Annotated in this window: 14 protein-coding genes; 8 read left to right on the forward strand and 6 right to left on the reverse strand. The window is 67.8% G+C overall.

Going from position 1 to position 16054, the window contains the following annotated elements; translation table 11 throughout:
- Nucleotides 1-73: 73 nt before the first annotated feature.
- Entirely contained in the window at nucleotides 74-589 is a 516-nt protein-coding gene (locus ASC94_RS26665) for a DUF6160 family protein (protein ID WP_056403355.1), read from the reverse strand.
- A gap of 407 nt (nucleotides 590-996) precedes the next feature.
- On the opposite strand from ASC94_RS26665, the gene ASC94_RS26670 reads away from it, so the two are divergent.
- The 7 genes from ASC94_RS26670 to ASC94_RS26700 are packed head-to-tail and all read left to right on the forward strand — an operon-like array spanning nucleotide 997 to nucleotide 7231.
- Entirely contained in the window at nucleotides 997-1764 is a 768-nt protein-coding gene (locus ASC94_RS26670; protein ID WP_056403357.1) for a C39 family peptidase, read from the forward strand.
- A gap of 28 nt (nucleotides 1765-1792) precedes the next feature.
- Complete coding sequence (locus ASC94_RS26675) at nucleotides 1793-2797, forward strand: transporter (protein WP_056403359.1); 1005 nt, start codon at nucleotides 1793-1795, stop codon at nucleotides 2795-2797.
- A 1-nt stretch (nucleotide 2798) separates the two neighbouring features.
- Nucleotides 2799-4403 carry an OmpP1/FadL family transporter gene (locus ASC94_RS26680; protein ID WP_056403364.1) on the forward strand — a complete coding sequence of 535 codons (1605 nt, stop codon included), beginning with the start codon at nucleotides 2799-2801 and terminating at the stop codon, nucleotides 4401-4403.
- 10 nt (nucleotides 4404-4413) lie between these two features.
- Nucleotides 4414-4977 (forward strand): DUF2059 domain-containing protein, encoded by a 564-nt coding sequence (locus tag ASC94_RS26685; RefSeq protein WP_056403367.1) that lies wholly within the window; start codon nucleotides 4414-4416, stop codon nucleotides 4975-4977.
- A gap of 14 nt (nucleotides 4978-4991) precedes the next feature.
- Nucleotides 4992-5948 (forward strand): AraC family transcriptional regulator, encoded by a 957-nt coding sequence (locus ASC94_RS26690; protein ID WP_056403370.1) that lies wholly within the window; start codon nucleotides 4992-4994, stop codon nucleotides 5946-5948.
- Between the two features lie 12 nt (nucleotides 5949-5960).
- Nucleotides 5961-6629: a hypothetical protein gene (locus ASC94_RS26695; protein ID WP_056403373.1), complete on the forward strand. Its 669-nt coding sequence runs from the start codon at nucleotides 5961-5963 to the stop codon at nucleotides 6627-6629.
- Nucleotides 6629-7231, forward strand: a complete 603-nt coding sequence (locus ASC94_RS26700; RefSeq protein WP_056403378.1) for an SRPBCC family protein — start codon at nucleotides 6629-6631, stop codon at nucleotides 7229-7231. The genes ASC94_RS26695 and ASC94_RS26700 overlap by 1 nt, the downstream gene beginning before the upstream one ends.
- Before the next feature lie 3 nt (nucleotides 7232-7234).
- On the opposite strand, the gene ASC94_RS26705 is transcribed toward ASC94_RS26700, so the two are convergent.
- The 3 genes from ASC94_RS26705 to ASC94_RS26715 all read right to left on the reverse strand — a co-directional run bounded on the left by ASC94_RS26705 (nucleotide 7235) and on the right by ASC94_RS26715 (nucleotide 10732).
- Nucleotides 7235-7846 carry an RDD family protein gene (locus ASC94_RS26705; protein ID WP_056403381.1) on the reverse strand — a complete coding sequence of 204 codons (612 nt, stop codon included), beginning with the start codon at nucleotides 7844-7846 and terminating at the stop codon, nucleotides 7235-7237.
- 63 nt (nucleotides 7847-7909) lie between these two features.
- Entirely contained in the window at nucleotides 7910-9058 is a 1149-nt protein-coding gene (locus ASC94_RS26710; protein ID WP_056403384.1) for an acyltransferase family protein, read from the reverse strand.
- A complete protein-coding gene (locus ASC94_RS26715; RefSeq protein ID WP_056403387.1) occupies nucleotides 9059-10732 on the reverse strand; it encodes a M28 family peptidase in 1674 nt (557 codons plus the stop codon).
- A gap of 135 nt (nucleotides 10733-10867) precedes the next feature.
- Here ASC94_RS26715 and gluQRS point away from each other — a divergent pair, with 135 nt between their 5' ends.
- Complete coding sequence (gene gluQRS / locus ASC94_RS26720; protein ID WP_056403391.1) at nucleotides 10868-11821, forward strand: tRNA glutamyl-Q(34) synthetase GluQRS; 954 nt, start codon at nucleotides 10868-10870, stop codon at nucleotides 11819-11821.
- Nucleotides 11822-11864: 43 nt separating this feature from the next.
- Here the strand turns inward: gluQRS and ASC94_RS26725 are convergent, their stop codons facing one another.
- Together ASC94_RS26725 and ASC94_RS26730 are read right to left on the reverse strand one after the other, a co-directional pair.
- On the reverse strand, nucleotides 11865-13376 hold the full coding sequence (locus tag ASC94_RS26725; protein ID WP_056403393.1) for a winged helix-turn-helix domain-containing protein: 1512 nt from the start codon (nucleotides 13374-13376) through the stop codon (nucleotides 11865-11867).
- A gap of 88 nt (nucleotides 13377-13464) precedes the next feature.
- On the reverse strand, nucleotides 13465-15990 hold the full coding sequence (locus tag ASC94_RS26730) for an ATP-binding protein (protein WP_082616858.1): 2526 nt from the start codon (nucleotides 15988-15990) through the stop codon (nucleotides 13465-13467).
- Between the last annotated feature and the right edge of the window lie 64 nt (nucleotides 15991-16054).

Below are 16054 nucleotides of genomic sequence, written 5' to 3' on the forward strand. Positions count from 1 at the left end.
ATGTCCTGCAAGGTGGGAACAGGCGGACGGACACGCGGGTAGCGCGTCCGCCGCTGGCCGGGATGGCTGGGGATTAGTGCGCCCAGATCCAGACTTGGGTACCGCGCAGGTCGATCTGGTTCATGGCCATCGAACCGTAGGACGCTGCGTTGTTGCCCATCTTGATCGCGTCAACCGACACGTTCAGGAATTTGCCGGCGGCTACCTGCACGTCGGCCGGGATGGCGATCTGCACCACGTCGCCGCCGGTGGCAGGGTTGTAGAAGGTGCCGGGGTTGGTCACGCCGGCGGCGCCCGCCGCTTGCAGGAAAGACGCTTTCGACAGGATGTCGATGCTGGCGGCGATCAGGCCGTTGACCTTGATGCCGTTGAAGCTGACCGAGCCGCCGCCCAGGCCGGTGGTGGTGTCGACCGCGTCCGTGTCGGTGTACACGAAGGAATCGATTTTCACGTTCAGGTTGGCGGCAATCGACACGCCGTCCTGGCCGGTCACGGCGCTCAGTTCAGCGTCCTGGATCGGGGTCATGGCGGAAGCCGAGAAAGCCAGGGTAGCCAGGGCAGCTGCAACAGCGGTTTGGATCAGTTTCATGGTGTATCTCCAGTATTGTGGTTGGTATGGATGGATGCGCTGCGGGTGCTCTTAATATTGTGCGAATATTAATTAAATTTATGATATGGGCCGCGCCGTGCCGCGGTCCATCGCAACGTGTTGACCGAAAAAGCCAACCGCCGGGCCTGGAGAGCCACTCCCAATGAGCGCTGTGTTGCAAGCGTGCCGCATGCGCTAGGATGCCCTTAGCACCACCGTCTTCCCTGCACGATAGAGGAACAAATCTAATTTTTTTACTGCCGAGCCGGGAACTTTCATGCGTTAATAAATTACAAAAAAGACAAAGAGCGAACCGTCAAAAATAAGCACGGTCGTTCGCAACGGAGACATGGGCCAATGAAGAAATCACTGTTGGGGCGCGGGACGCCCCAGGGACAGGTGCAGCCATGCTGATGCTACTGCTCGGCGTGGTGGCCGTCCTGATCGGCGGCACCGGCATGGTGTCGCGCCACGCACCGCAAGACCGTCCGCAGGGCCAATACGAGATGCCGCAAGCGCTGCTCGGCGGCGGCAGCTACAGCCAGGCGGTCGCCATGGAGCCGCACTCGCAGCTCAAGTACCGCCACATCGTGCGCCAGGCTTACGACTACAGCTGCGGTTCGGCCGCGCTGGTGACCATCCTGAACTACCACATCGGCCTGGACGTGAACGAGCAGCAGGCCATGGAAGGCATGCTGGAAAAGGGCGAGAAGGAAAAGATCATCGAACGGCGCGGCTTCTCGCTGCTGGACATGAAGCGCTACGCGGCCTCGCTTGGCGTGAACGGCGCCGGCTTCCGCGCCGAGGTGAAGGACCTGATGGCGCTGGCCGAACCGGCCATCGTGCCGATCGACTACGCCGGCGCCAAGCACTTCGTGGTACTGCGCGGCATACGCGACGGCGTGGTCTACATCGCCGATCCCTCGGCCGGCAACATCGCCTTTTCGGTCGAGGAATTCGCCACCCTGTGGGACAAGAACACCCTCTTCATCCTGTCGCCGCCCAAGGACAAACCGGCCCTGGCGCTGCTGGCCCTGACCGACCGTGAACTGGGCGTGGCCGACATGGACCGCATCACCGACCGCGGCCGCCTGGGCGGCATCAACAACAGCGCCCAGCTGCTCGAACGCGCGCTCAACTCCGGCGTCTCCGGCACCTGGATGCACCGCCACTGATTTCTGAAACCTAGCTAAGGACTTGCCCATGAAAGTATGTACCCTGCCCGCCATGCTGGCTGCCGCATTCCTGTCGCATGCACTGCCGGCGCTGGCGCAGAGCACGCCGGCCAGCGCCGAGGCCGCGCGCGACGCGCTGGCCAAGAAGGAAGGCGAAGGAGACCAGAGCGCCCTGCTGAAGCAGACGCTGACCGCCGTCGACAAGCAATACAGCCTGATACGGCGCGGCCAGGTGCAGGTGAGCTATGACCTGAATTACAGCTACATCGGCCAGGAAAAGATCGTCACCGACATCGGCGCCGGCGGGCTCACCTTGTTCGAGATCGAGAACGTCAGTTCGCACACCGTCACCAACACGCTGTCGGCCGACTACGGCCTGCTCAACAACCTGACCGGCAATATCACGTTGCCCCTGATCTCCAAGTACGCCGAAGCCAAGGGCCACAGCGGCGTGTCCAACTCCATCGGCGACATCGCGCTGGGCGCGCGCTGGCAGCCGATGGAGGCGCGCCGCGACAAGCCGAACATGACGGTCACCGGCAACGTGCGCCTGCCCACCGGCCGCAGCCCGTTCAAGATCATCGCCGGCAGCGGCCAGGCCACCGGCGGCGGCGTCACCGCCTTCTCGGCGGGCCTGAACATCAACCGCATCGTCGACCCGGTGGCGCTATTCGGCTCCCTGAGCGTGACGGCCAGCCTGCCCGCCAAGGACCTCTACCAGCTGAACGGCAGCCGCACGCTGACGCGCGTGGCGCCCGGCCACAGCGTGGGCTTCGGCATCGGCTTCGCCTACGCTCTGTCCTACGGCATCTCCACCACCATCTCCTTCCAGGAAGCGATATCGGCCGGCTCCAAGCTGCGCTTCGCCGACGGCCTGAACGCCAAGACCAGCATGCAGACGTCGGGCATGCTGAACCTGGGCCTGGGCTACCGCGTGTCGCCCAAGACCACGGTCAACCTCTCGGTAGGCATCGGCGTCACGCCGGACTCGCCCAACCTGTCGGTGGGCATGAACCTGCCGCTGGCGTTCTGACATGCGGCGCAGCGCTCCCGCCACCTTGCTGGCCTGCGCCGGCCTCGCCGCCGGCTTGCCCGCGCACGCGGCGCTGGTGGAGAACCTTACCACCAGCGTCACCGCCATGGCGTTGGGGAACGCCGTCACGGCCGACCCGCCGGGCATCGATTCCATTCACTTCAACCCGGCCGGCCTGGCGCGCATCCGGGGCGACATGGAAAGCCACAACGCCTTCGGCGCCTCGATCCGCACCGCCGCCAGCTTCCACCAGCCGGACGGCTTCGACGTGGGCGGCTGGACCCAGGACCCGGTAGCCGGCACCCGCACCGGGCCAGTGCGCCAGGCCATGTACATTCCCGGCTACGGCATGCCGGGCTGGCGCCTGCCGGGCGTGGTCATCCCCGGCCTGGGCTTCGCGTTCAACAAGCCGGACTCGAAATTCACCTTCGGCACCGGAGTCTACATGGCGCAAGCCATCAGCATCGACCGCAGCACCGACGTGAACGATCCCGGCCGCTTCGACGGCCGCCAGATCCAGCTGCAGCGCCTGGTGTACGCCTCGCCCTCGGTCGGCTACAAATACTCGGACACGCTGAGCTTCGGCGTGGCCGTGCCCATCGCCCACTCGGCCTTCGTGGTGGACACGCACATGCGCTTCCCCAACGAGCTGCTGGGCGTGTTCGGCAAGCTGCAGCAGGGCTGGTGCCCCGAAAGCGGCGGCAACATCCTGGACACCTTCGGCTTCGGCCTGTGCGGCGGCGGCAAGGAGGGCATGGTCAATCCCTTCAAGCAGGCCGCCAACATGCGCCTGTCGATGACGGCGCCGTTCGATCCCACCATCAACCTGGGCGTGCTGTGGGAACCCACCAAATGGTTGGCGCTGGGCGCGGTCTACCAGGGCGGCGCCAAGACGCGCTACTCCGGCACCTACGAGTTCAACACCGAGCCGATGCTGCGCAACTTCATCAAGGGCCTGAACTCCGGCCTGCTCGGCCCCATCGCCGGCGCGGTGCTCGGTTTTCCCAGCGAGATCCCGGTGCAGCAGAAGGGCAACCTGAGCGCCACCATTCCCTTCCCCACCCACGTCCAGCTGGGCATCAAGCTGCGCCCCGTCAAATACGTGCAGCTCAATGTGGACGCCAGCTACGCCACCTGGGGCGACTGGAATTCGCTCACCTTCGAATTCGACCAGAGCGTGAAGCTGCTGGAGGTGGCGCGCCTGTACGGCATTCCGGATTCGGGCAAGCTGAAGATCCCGCGCGGCTATAAGAGCCTGGTCAATTTCGGCTACGGCCTGCAGCTCTTCCCCACCGACAAACTGACGCTGCGCTTCGGCTACGAGCCGCGCAAGTCTTCGGTCCCGGCGGACAAGCTGGACCTGATCGCGCCGCTGCCGGACACAAGGCTGTATGGCCTGGGCCTGGCCTACAAGTTCAGCAACAACATCGACGTGAGCCTGACCGGCTCCTACATGAAGGGCCGTTTCAGCGCGCCGGCCAACAGCGACTGCAATTTGAACTGCAACACCTTCCTCAACGTGATCTACAACCCTTACGCCGGGCTCGATGTGGCCGGCGACATCCACGTCCGCTATGTCGGATTCAATCTCAACAAGCGTTTTTAGGAGATCAATCATGTCTGTACTACGCAACACCGTATTCATGATGGCCCTGTGCGCGGGCGGGCCTGCGCTGGCGGCGGCATCCGCCCCGGCGGCCGCATCCGCCATCCCTCCCGCCAAGCAGGCGCTGATCGACAGGATGCTGTCGCTGTGGCACATGGACAGCATCGGCCAGTCCATGCTGCAGGCCCCCGTCAGCGACGCAGTGGCCCAGGCGCGCGCCATGCTGCAAGGCCGCGCCTCGGCCGACCGGCGCGACGCCGCCATGACCGAGATCGTGGGCGAAGCGCAGAAGTTCATGGACGAGGCCACGCCCACCGTGCGCGCCAGCGCGCAGAAGCTGATCCCGTCCAAAGTGGCGCCGCTGCTGGCGGAGCGCTTCACGGAAGACGAGCTGCGGCAGATGGTGGCCATTCTCGAATCGCCGGTCAAGCAGAAGTTCGAGAAGCTGCTGCCCGAGCTGCAAAAGAGCCTGGGCGAGGGAGTGGCGGCCGACACCGGCCCGGTCATCAACCCCAAGCTGCAGGACCTGAAACAGCGCATCGGCCTGCGCCTGCGCAGCGCGGTTACGCCGTGAGCGCAGGAGGCGGCATGGCTTACTCCTCTGCCCTGCATCTGGTGCGCGGCGTGAAGTCGCGCCTGGCCCACTCCGGCGTCCAGGCCGAAGCGCTGTTCCAGCAGGCCGGCCTGGACGAAGGCGACGGCCTGGCATGCGACGCGCTCACGCTGTCCGACAAACTGAGCCACCTGTGGTCGCTGCTGGTGGAGCATTCGGGCGACCCGCTGATCGGCCTCAAGGTATCCACGCCGCACCGTCTGGGCTGGCTGGGCGTGATGGGCCACATCATGCTGGTGTCGCCCACGGTGCAGAGCACCATCGAGCGCTGCCACGGCCACACGCGGGTAGGCCTGGTGCTGCCCGGTTCGCAGCGCGTGGTGCCGCAGCAGCGCTACGACTTCGTCTGGTGCGTGCTGCTGCGCAGCCTGCGCAGCGCGGCCGGCCGCGACGACGCCGCCCCGGTACTGGTGGAATACGCCTTCCCGGAACCGGCCAACGCCGAACTGTACGCGCAGACCTTCGGCTGCCCGGTGCATTTCGGCCGTCCCGGCAACGTGATGGAGTTCGCCGACACCGACCTGGTGGCGGCGCTGCCCGACTACCGGGGCGGCAACGGCGTGCTGGCCGGCCTGGCGCACGCGCAGCCGCCCACCATCACCGCGCGGGTGCAGGCCATGGTGGCGGTGATGCTGCCGAAAGGCCCGCCGCACCGCGAGGACGTGGCCGCGCACATGATGATGAGCGAACGCACCCTGCAGCGGCGGCTGGCCGAGGAAGGCACCAGCTTCACCACCCTGGTGGATGACACCCGGCGCGAACTGGCGCGGCAGTCGCTGTCCACCGGCGAGCTGTCGCTGAAGATGCTCAGTTTCCAGCTCGGCTTCTCGGAACCCAGCGCCTTCTACCGTGCCTGCAAGCGCTGGTTCGGCATGACCCCGTCCGACATCGTCAACCACGCGCCGCCGCGCGGGCCGGCGTCGTCCACCTGAAAGGAGAACTGCATGGCCTGGTTCAAACAGGATCACAACAAGGCGCTGCTCGGCCAGCTGCTGGTGAAGCAGAAGCTGATTTCGCAAGAGCAGCTGGCGCGGGCAATCGAACACCAGCGCGCCACCGGCCAGCGCCTGGGCGACATTTTCGCGGAATGGAACCTGGTCACGCAGCAGCACGTGCAGGAAGCGCTGCGCAGGCAACGCCACCTGCGCATGGCTGCGGCGGTGGTCGCCGCCCTGCTGGCGCCGCTGGAGTCCTACGCCGCCGCTGCGCTGCCCGCCGTGGCGGCGACGGCGCCGCTGATGCAGCCGCTGACGGAGGAGGAACTGGGCGCCACCTCGGCGCAGGGCCTGAACGAGGAACTGGTGCAGCACGTGAAGCAGCAGATCAACAGCAACGGCGTGGAAGTGATCGGCGACCTGGCCAAGGCGCTCAATCCCGTGCTGGGTTTCCTCGAATCGGATACCAGCATGAAGAACGTGGTCTACGATCCCGGCAAGGCTGCCGCCACCATCGCCAAGGACGGCTCGCTGACCTTGAACCTGCCAACTTCCATTGGCGAGATCAGCTTCCAGAACATCCGCGTGCGAGGGTCGGAAGGGCCGAGCTTCGGCAGCATCAGCATCAAGGGCATCGACCTGACGGGTACGGTCATCTCGCTGGCGTTCCGGCACTGATGCGCGCCCACACCGCTACGCTGCGCGCGGCCATGCTGGGCGCAGCCATGCTGCTGGCGGCAGCGCCCTCCCATGGGGAGCCGGTCGTCGTGGTAAACGAACTACCGCAGGCTGCCCTCACCGGCAAGACCTTCTCGGCCACCACCGCCATGGACGCCCCGCCGCACAGGCTGTGCGCCATCGTGCAGGACTACGCCTCCTACGGCCGCTACATGCCCAACACGCGCAGCGCCGTGCTGGTGGCCGCGCCGCAGCCCGGCCAGGCCCTGGTCGACATGACGCTGGATCTGCCCCTGGGAAAAGTGAAGCGCTACCGCCTGCAGCTGGACAGCAAGGCCAGCGCCGCCGCCTGCCAGTTGTCCTGGAAGCTGGTGCCGCGCGACGACCTGAAGCCGGAAGACACCATCGCCGATACCACCGGCTATTGGCGGTTCAGCGCGCAGCCCGCGAACGAGGCCGCGTCGCTGGTGGAGTATGTGGTCTACGCCGATCCCGGCCCCGTGCCCTTCGGCCTGGGCTGGATCGTCGACATCATGAGCAAGCGCAGCCTGCCCGCCACCCTGGAAGCGCTGCGCGGCGAGGCGCAGCGCCGCGCGCAATAAGGTTCAGGCCTTCAAGGTGCGCACCACCACCGTACCGGCCATGTAGTCATGCACGGCGCGGCGGCGCTTGTTGAACAGCATGGAGATGAACTCGCTCCAGATCCAGATCTGCATGGCGGTGTTCACGCCCGGATACCAGCCCGGCGTGTGCTGCACCAGCGTCATATTCATGCGCATGAAACCCTGCGAGAGGTACAAATCGTCGCTCATGGCCAGGCTGGCCATCACCAGCGCCAGCGACACCAGGGCGCTCAAGATGAACATGACTGAATAGCGCAGCATGGCCGCCTTGCCGGTGACCGCCGCGCCGTCCACCATGGCGATCCGGATCTTCAGCATCAGCTTGCCCGGCGTGCCGCCGTAGCGTTTCACCAGGTAGACGTTGAACCACAAGGCGAACAGCAGCCCGGGCACCAGCCATAGCGCGTGGAAGTAGCGCGTGGTGGTGCTGAGGAAAAGCACAATACCGGTCAGCGGCGCCAGGCACAGCGCATCGAGCCAGAACGCACCGAAGCGGCGCCAGAAGCCCGCATACTGCAGCTCACCCGGCCGCGCGGCGGCCTCGCTGCCATTGAAAACGGTTTGCGGTGTCTGGTAGGGATTGCTGCTTTCCATGGGAGCCGGGGCCGGAAGTTGAGGAACGAAGATTATCTTTTATATATCTCAATTTGACAACCGTCACACTTTCACGAACCAGCGCCGGCGCCACATGAACCAGGCCACGGCGAACATGGCGGCATTGAACAGCAGCGCGTGCAGCAGCGAAGCTGCTTCCGGCTGCAGCGGCAGGGCCTTGATGGGCGCGTATAGCATGGCGCCCAGCGAACGCTGCGTGCCGTCCTCCTGCGCGAACTTGATAAAGCCCAGCATCTTGGCCACCAGGCCGGACAAGGCGAAGATGAACAGCGCGTTCATGCCGTATATGACGAAGAACGTGGCCGCGCCCTGCGCCCTGGCGCGCAGCCGCTGCGAGGGGTTGGCGTCCAGCAGCCAGTAGAAGGCCGAGAACATCAGCAGCGCCCAGCCGCTGATGAACAGGCAGTAGGACGTGGTCCACAAGCTCTTATTGATCGGCATGAGCACCACGTCCAGCATGGCGCCGGCCAGCAGCAGCGCCAGGCCGGCCAGCATCATCCACGCGGTCTTGGCGGCGCGCTCGACGCCCGACATCAGCCAGCGCCCGGCCAGCACGCCGATCAGCTGGCTGCACAAGGCGGGGACGGTGGTGAACAGGCCTTCCGGGTCCCAGGTTTTCGACTGCACCCACATGTGGCCGTCCAGGAACTGGCGGTCCAGCCAGGCGCCGAAGTCGCGGCCAGGTTCCAGCACGCCGGCGCCCACCACGCCGTTCACGTCCGGCACCGGCACCAGCAGCATCACCGCGCTGTAGAAGGCCAGCAGGCCGGCAATCCAAGCGATGAGCTGGCGCCAGTTGAAGTACACCACAAGCGGCGCGGCCAGCAAGGTGCACAGCGCGATCCGCTGCAGCACGCCGGGAATGCGCACCGTGGACAGGTCGAAGCGCGGAATGTAGTTGAGCAGGAAGCCGATCAGGAAGATCAGCAGCGCGCGCTTGAACAGTTTGCGCAGCAAGGCGCCCTTGTCCGCGCCCGCGTCCGCCGCGCGCCCCAGCGAGAAGGCCATCGAGATGCCGCCGATGAACAGGAAGAAGGGAAAGATCCAGTCGGTGAAGGTCCAGCCGTTCCAGTGCGCGTGCGCCAGCTGCGAATACAGGTGGCTCCAGTCGCCGGGATTATTCACCAGCAGCATGCTGGCGATGGTGAAGCCCCGGAACGCGTCCAGGGACGTCAGGCGCGCCGCTGCCATTTATTTGGCGCGGGCTTTGCCGAAGGCGTCGCCCGCTTGCCACTCGGGCATGCGGGGCGCGTCCGCCACCATTCGGCCCAGATTGAGCGCGAACTGCGCATGCTGCACCATGCCGGCCATGTCCCATGCGGGATCGTATTCGTCCGACACCTGGTGGTAACGCTTGCTGTAAGCCTCGGCCTTGGCCTTGGCGGCCGCCTTGTCGCCCAGGTAGTCGCGGCCGCCGGTGATGGAAAAGGCCGGCACGCCCACCTTGGCAAAGCTGAAGTGATCGCTGCGGAAGTAGCCGCCGCTCAGGTCCGGCTTGGCTTCCGAGACCACCATCCGCATCGCCTTGGCGGCGGCCTGCGCCATCTTGCCCAGCTCGGTGCGCTCGCTGCCCGCCGCACCGATGTCGCGCGTGACGCCGATGAAATTCAGGCTGTCCAGGTTCAGGTTGGCAGCGGTCTTGGCCAGCGGCCACAGGGGCGCCGTCGCGTAGGCTTCGCTGCCCAGCAGGCCCTGCTCTTCGGCTGCCACCCACAGGAACATCTGGCTGCGCCGGGCCGGATGCTGCGACGCCTCCTGCGCCATGGCCAGCAGCGCGGCGCTGCCGGAGGCATTGTCGACGGCGCCGTTGAAGATGGTATCGGTCGCGGCGTGGCCCTCACCGCCGCCATCGCTGCCCTGCCTGCCCAGATGGTCCCAGTGGGCGCTGTAGATCACCACCTCATCCTTCAGCTTGGGATCGGTGCCCGGCACCACGCCGGCCACATTGAACTGTTCCAGGCGGCGCACGGCGGCCTTCATCTCGCCTGCCACGCGGGCTTTCAGCGGCACCGGCCGGAAGTCCTTGCTTTCGGCGGCGGCACGGAGCGCGTCCAGGTCCTGGCCGGCGGCCTTGAACAGGCTGCGCGCGGTGTCGTCCGTCAGCCAGCCTTGCAGGCCGGTGCCGGTGGCGCCTTGCGCCAGCTGGAAGCGCTCCACGTTGTCCCAGCTGTTCCGGATCACGCTCCAGCCGTACGACGCGCTGGGCGTGGTGTGGATCAGCAGCACCCCGGCGGCGCCCTGGCGCGCGGCTTCCTCGAACTTGTAGGTCCAGCGTCCGTAGTAGGTCAGCGCCTGGCCGCCAAAGCGGCCGGGCTGCCCGGCGCTCGGCTGCGGGTCGTTCACCATCATCACCAGCACTTTGCCTTTCATGTCCTGGCCCTTGAAATCGTTCCAGCCTTCTTCCGGCGCGACCGTGCCGTAGCCAACAAAGACCAGTTCCGCGTCCAGCGCATGCGCAGCTTGGGCATCGCCCGGCGCCCACACCCAGTCCTTGCCGAAAGCGGCCGGCAGCGCCGCACCGTTCACTTCAAGGCGCAGCGAACTGTCGGCGGGCAGCGACTTCACGCCCGCGATCTGCACCGCCTGGCGGAAGCTCTTGCCCAACACCGGTTTCAGGCCTGCGGCCAGCGCCTGCGTTTCCAGGTAGGCCACCGTCAGGTCCCCGCCGCGCTGGCCGGTGCCGCGCCCTTCCAGCAGGTCGCTGGACAGGAAAGCCAGGTGCGCACGCAGCGGCGCTTCCTGCACCTTGGGCTGCTTCTGCTGCGCGGCGTTGGCGGCATTGGGCGCGGCGGCATGCGCCGGGATGGTGAGCGCCAGCGATGCGGAGAGGGCGGCGGCGAGAACGGACGGGATCAGTTTCTGCATGGTGTTCTTATGGGAAGTCGTGAAGGCGGCCACATCGCCGCGCCGAGCATTGTATGCGAACTTTCCCACAGGTCCGTTGCGCGCTGCAGCAAGCGGCGGTTGACGGGCACTGCACCGGTCGGGGATACTTTTCACATGACGTCAGCCCGCCCTCCCTACATCGGCCGATTCGCGCCCTCCCCCACCGGCCCCCTGCACCTCGGTTCGCTGGTGGCCGCCATGGCCAGCTATCTGGACGCCAAGGCGCACCGCGGCCAGTGGCTGGTGCGCATCGAGGACCTGGACCGCGACCGCAACGTGGCCGGCGTGGACCAGCACATCCTGGCCTCGCTGCAGCGCTGCGGCATGCAGTGGGACGGCGAAGTGACGTGGCAAACCCTGCGCACGGACCTGTACGAGGCGGCCCTGGCGCAGCTGGGCCACGCGGGCGCGGTCTATCCCTGCGCCTGCTCGCGCAAGGAGATCCAGGACTCGCAGCTGCGCATGGGGCATGCCTCATCGGCGCTGGTGTACCCGGGCACCTGCCGCAACGGCCTGGCGCCGGGCAAGGTGGCGCGCGCGCTGCGGCTGCGCACGCCGCAGGAGCCGCACCGCGTGATCTGCTTCCAGGACCGCTGGCACGGCCAGGTATGCCAGGACCTGACCGCCGAGGTGGGCGACTTCGTGATACGGCGAGCCGACGGTTTCTGGGCTTACCAGCTGGCGGTGGTGGTGGACGACGGCGCCCAAGGCATCACGGACATCGTGCGCGGCGCGGACTTGCTGGACTCGACGCCGCGCCAGATCTACCTGCAGGAGCTGCTGGGATTGGCGCAGCCGAGGTATCTGCACGTGCCGGTAGTGGCCAATGCGGACGGCGAGAAGCTGTCCAAGCAGACCGGCGCGCAAGCCTTCGACAACGGCGCGCCGCTGGATGAGCTGCTGCAGTCCGCCCTGCTGCCGGCGGCCCGCTTCCTGGGCCTGGATATCCAGGCCGGCAGCGTGCAGGCGTTCTGGCACGAGGCGGTGCCGGCATGGGCCCGGCTGCTGGAGACGCGCGCGCAGGCAGGCGCAGGGGCGTCCCGGAGCGGGCCTTTGAGCGTGCCTTAGAGCCGGCCTTGGAGCGGCCTTGGATCGGACCTCGGAACGGCCCTCAGCGCGGCGGACCGCTGAGCGCCACATAATGCGCCAGGATCACGTCGTGCTCGCCGCTCTCGGCCAGCTTGGCCGCCGCGTAGCTGCGCGTGGTCTCCAGCATGCGGTAGCGCGCCGCGCCGGTATCGGCCACGGTGGCCAGCATCGATTTGCTCACCAGGCTCGATAGCGCATCCATCGCCTCCTCCAGGCCCTCCCGGCTGTCCGCGCCGATGGACAGCGCCTCCTCCAGCGAGAAGCGGCGCCGGAACACCGACAGCCGGTGTAGCAGGTTGCGCTCCCGTTCGCCCAGCAGCGCGTAGCTCCAGTCCAGCGTTGCCTCCAGCGTGCGGTGCCGCACCTTGGCCGTGCGCCGCCCGCCCTTGAGCAGGTAGCAGCAGTCGTCCAGGCGCGCCACCAGGCCGCGTATGCCCAGCAGTTCCACGCGCGCGGCGGCCAGTTCGATCGCCAGCGGAATGCCGTCCAGGCGGCGGCAGATGTCGGCGATCTGCGGCGCTTCCGCGTCGCCCAGCGCCAGCCCGGCGGCGCTGGCCTGCACCCGCTCGGCGAACAGCTGCACCGAGGCATAGGACAGGGCTTGCGCCATGGTCAGCGGCGGCGCGTCCGGGGCCGGCTCGGGCGGCAGTTCCAATGCCGGCAAGCGGTGCACCCACTCGCCTTCGGCCCGCAGCGGTTCGCGGCTGGTGGCCAGCAGGCGCACGCCGGGCGCGCCGTGCAGGATCTGTTCAGCCAGCAGCGACACCGCTTCCAGCACGTGTTCGCAGCTGTCCAGTATCAGCAGCATGTGGTGGCTGCGCAGCGCGGCCGTGATGTCGGCCGCGCTCATGGCGGCCGGATGCTCCATCACCAGCGCGGCGGCCAGCGCCTGCGGCACTTGCCCGGGATGCGTCAGCGAGGCCAGGTCGACGAAGACCGTGCCTTGCCGCCAATGGCCTTGCATGCGTTCGGCAGCCGCCAGCGCGGCCGTGGTCTTGCCCATGCCGCCGGTGCCGACGATGGTCACGAAGCGCCGCTCCGCCAATTGCTCCCGCAGCGCTTCCACGGTCTGGTCGCGCCCGAAGATGCGCGTGGCGCAGGGCGGCAAGCCGTCGCTTTGCGGCAGATAGACGGTGCTGGACTGCCCGCCGGCGGCCGCGCTGGCGGCGTCGGGCCCGGTGGCGGAGGCGTGGGGAATGGCCCCCGCGTCGCTGCGCACCACCGGCGTAATGAAGCAATAGCCCCGCCCGACCACGTTTTCAATATGGCGCTCGCCCAGCATCTTGCGCAGCGCGGCCACGTGCACACGCAGATTGCCTTCCTCGACCACGGTGTTGGGCCAGGCGCGCGCGATCAGCTGGTCCTTGGTCACGGTTTCGCCGGCGCGCTCAAGCAGCACGTGCAGGATATCGATGGCGCGGCTGCCCAGCCGCAGCGGGCGGTCGTCCTCGTAAAGCGTGCGGCGTGCCGGAAAAAAACGGAAGGAATGAAAGGCCAACACCGGCTCGCTAGCGTCTGTGGCGTCGTAAAACATGCTGTCCTCTTGTAATGCAATGCGCGTTCGAACTTGCAGTATGCCAGCTAAGCGTGTCCCCGGCATGACGCGAACCCCTCCAATTGTGTCAATTGACATGCGGCCCGAAAATCTGCTCCAGCGCCAATGCCAGCTCCATCACGGAATACGGCTTGCGCAGCACGCCGCCGGCGCCGCCCTGCCGGGCCAATGCCGCCCCCGAGTAGCCGCTGGCCAGCACCACGGGAATGCCGGCGCGCAGCGCGCGCAGCGCACGGATCAGCTCCGAGCCGGACATGCCCGGCATGCGCTCGTCGGTGATCACCGCGTCGTACCGCTCCGGCGCCGCCGAGAACGCGGCCAGCGCCAGCGCCGGGGAAGTGAAGGCGTCATGCCCGTAGCCCAGGTCGTCCAGCATGGCGCCGGCCAGCCGCGCCAGCGCTTCCTCGTCGTCCACCACCAGCACGCGCTGGCCACGGCCGCGCGGCGCGGCGGGCTGCGTGCCGGCGGCGCCGTCGGCCGGCGCGTCGCCGCTGCGCGGCAGGAATACCGTGAAGGTGCTGCCCTGGCCCTCGGTGCTGGCCACGCTGACCGCCCCGCCTAGTTCCGTCACGATGGCGTGCACCATCGACAGCCCCAGCCCGGTGCCCACGCCCACCTGCTTGGTGGTGAAGAAGGGATCGAAGATGCGTCCCAGGATGGCCGGCGGGATGCCGGCGCCGCTGTCGCTGACGGTGAGCACGATGTAGTCCGCCGCCGCGATACTGCCGATGGTGGCCAGCGAGCGCTCGCGATAGCTGCGCGTCTCCAGCGCCACCCGCAGCAGGCCGCCGTGCTCCATGGCCTGCGCGCCGTTGAGCATCAGGTTGCTCAGCACCTGGTGCACCTGGGTGCAGTCGCCCAGCATGGCCGCGCGCCCGGCCTGCAAGCGGGCGCTCACTTGCACGCCGTCCGGCAGCTGGGACGCCAGCTGGTCCAGCGCCTCGCGCGCCACCGCCTCCACGTGCACCGCCACCCGCTCGCCCATGCCGCTGCGGCTGAACGCCAGGATGCGGTCCACCAGCGCCCGCCCGCGCTCGCCGGCCGCCACGATCTGGCCCACGTCGCGCCGCAGCCGGCTGCCCTCGGGCGCATCGCGCAGCGCCATTTCGCCGTAGCCCAGGATCGAAGCCAGGATGTTGTTGAAGTCGTGCGCGATGCCGCCCGCCAGCGTGCCCATCGCCTCCAGCCGCTGCGCCAGCCGCAGCTGCTCCTCCAGGCGGCGGCGCTCGGTGACGTCGCTGACAGCGCCGGTCCAGCGCACCGGAGTGCCGGCCGCGTCGCGCTGGCAGATGCCGGTCAGGTGGATCCAGCGCACTTCGCCGCGCGGCATCATGCGGATCTCCAGGTCGAAGCGCGCGCTGCGGCCGGCGAAGTGCTCGGCCGCCGCCTTCTCCCACTTCGGCTTGTCCTCCGGGTGGAAGGGGAAGCGCGCCAGGAAATCGGCACGGCCGGCGAACACGGTGTCGGGCGGGAAGCCGTACATCTCCAGCATGCGCGGCGAGCCGTAGAACTCGTCCCGCTGGATGTCCCAGTCCCAGTGGCCTTCCTCGGCCGCGCTCATGGCCAGCGCATAGCGCTGCTCGGAGGCGCGCAGCGCTGTCTCGCTGCGCACCCGGTCGGTGACGTCGGTGGTGGCCGCGTTCCAGCGCACCAGCCGCCCCTGCGCGTCGCGCGAACACAGGCCGGTGAGCTGCAGCCAGCGCACTTCCCCGCGCACGAGGATGCGCAGCTCCAGCTGGAAGCGGATGGTGCTGCCGGCGAAGTGCTCGCCCAGCTGGTCGATCACGCGCTGCCGCTCTTCCGGATGGAAGGGAAAGCGCGCGGTGAAATCGGCGCGGTTGGCGAACACCGTCTCGGGCGGCATGCCGCACAGCGCAAGAAAGCGCGGCGACGCGTAGAAGGTGTCGCTGGCCACGATCCAGTCGGTATGGCCGTCGCCGGCGGCATCGACGGCCAGTTCGTAGCGCTCCTCGGAACGGCGCAGGGCCGCCATCGAGCTGCTGCGTTCAATGGCGATGCTGGCCAGGTCGGAAAAGCGCGCGATCACGTTGCACTGCAGGGCGGTGGGCGCACGGGCGCGGCGCGCGTACACGCCGAAGGTGCCCAGCACCTTGCCGCTGCTGGACAGGATGGGCATGGACCAGCAAGCCCGCCAGCCATATTCCAGCGGCAGGCGGCGGTATTTGTCCCACAGCGGGTCGCTGGCGATGTCGGCCACGAATACCGGCTCGCGGCGCCAGGCGGCGGTGCCGCAGGAGCCCTCGGCCGGCCCGATCAGCGCCGAGCCTTCCAGCGCCAGCATGAAGCCCGGCGGCAGGTTGGGCGCCGCGCCCGGGCGCAGCAGCGTGCCGCCTTCGTCCAGCAGCAGCACCGAGCTGACGGCATCGTCGGCCAGGTCGTCGAACAGCCGGCAGCAGGCGTCCAGGATGCCGGCCAGCGGCTGGGCGCGCGCAATCATCTCCAGCAGGCGCTTTTCGCCGGCCAGCAGCAGCGCCGGCACGTCCGCCTCCGCCCGCGCCGGGGCGGAACTGGGGCCGGGACTGGGGCCGGGGCCGGAGAGCGGGACAGGTTTGCTGGCGGTTGGACGGTCCATGGCGTGGCGGCGGAAGTAGACGAAACTGTGTCACAGTTATGCACTGCGGTCAAAGCAGTAGTAT

The organism is Massilia sp. Root418 (genome assembly GCF_001425265.1).
Lineage (GTDB): Bacteria > Pseudomonadota > Gammaproteobacteria > Burkholderiales > Burkholderiaceae_D > Rugamonas.